This is a genomic window from Oleiphilus sp. HI0079, from assembly GCF_001635105.1.
This window is the reverse complement of record NZ_LWFT01001095.1, coordinates 1-879: the sequence shown is the minus strand read 5'-3', so window position 1 is coordinate 879 and position 879 is coordinate 1. Positions and strand designations below refer to the sequence as shown.

The following is an 879-nucleotide window of genomic DNA, read 5'->3' as shown; positions in this document are numbered from 1 at the left end:
TAAACGCTTGGGCAAACCGGTGGCCGGGTCCAAGCGATCTCGCAAATCATAACTGGCCTTCGCACCAGACACGTAAGTATCTAACGTCATGTCTGCTTGAATATCACCTCGCAGGAAATTTAACCGTGCTTTACCATCGGCATCGGCATCAAAGTTCGTAGCGTCATCACTGTTATAATCAGGGTCACCCGAAACAAAAGGATACGTCGCATCACGAACACTACCATCTGGGTTTGTCTTCAGATCAAGCTTTTGATGGTCCTGTAAGCTATCCCACTGAAATGGCGCTCCTTCAGGATTACCGTCAGCATCTTTACCCCACGTGAGGATGGTACGTGGTTTATCCTCGAGATCTCGAGAATTCAACAAATACGCCGCTGCAGTCGGATCGCCATTACTATCCTCCCAAATAGGATCGCCGACCGCTCCAGAGGTTGGATCAAGCAACAAGCCGCCAACATCACCAGTCCAGTCGGCCGCATTAAAGATGGAGGTAAAAATCGCTGTGCCTTCGGTAGATTGCAACGAAGAAGCGTTGAATGTGACCCCAGAACCGCTACCTATGGTCGCGATAATGTCAGACAGAGCTGCACCCAGCGCAGTTTTTAGCTGATCAGGTGTTGCCGCGCTATACATACCTCCACGGCCATTCACTGCGGCATGGTACAAATCGTCGATCTGACGCGCATCGCGAGAATTGTTTACATTAGGCCATGTGGGTGGCGTCGTGTGCGCGTCTTCCATGTCATTGTGCGTAACACCAAAAATAGTACCTTTAGCCCCTAATCCCACTGTATAGGTATTCATGTGTAGATTGGTATTACAATCTTCCCAAGCCTCGGCCGTGCCGTCTCCACATGCTCCAGCGACCTTCACGTT

1 protein-coding gene is annotated in these 879 nt (G+C 50.3%); it reads right to left on the bottom strand.

All coding sequences use genetic code 11. From position 1 onward, the window contains the following. Positions 1-879, bottom strand: an 879-nt coding sequence (locus tag A3750_RS26405) for a hypothetical protein (protein WP_197475167.1), incomplete at both ends; no start/stop codon positions are given.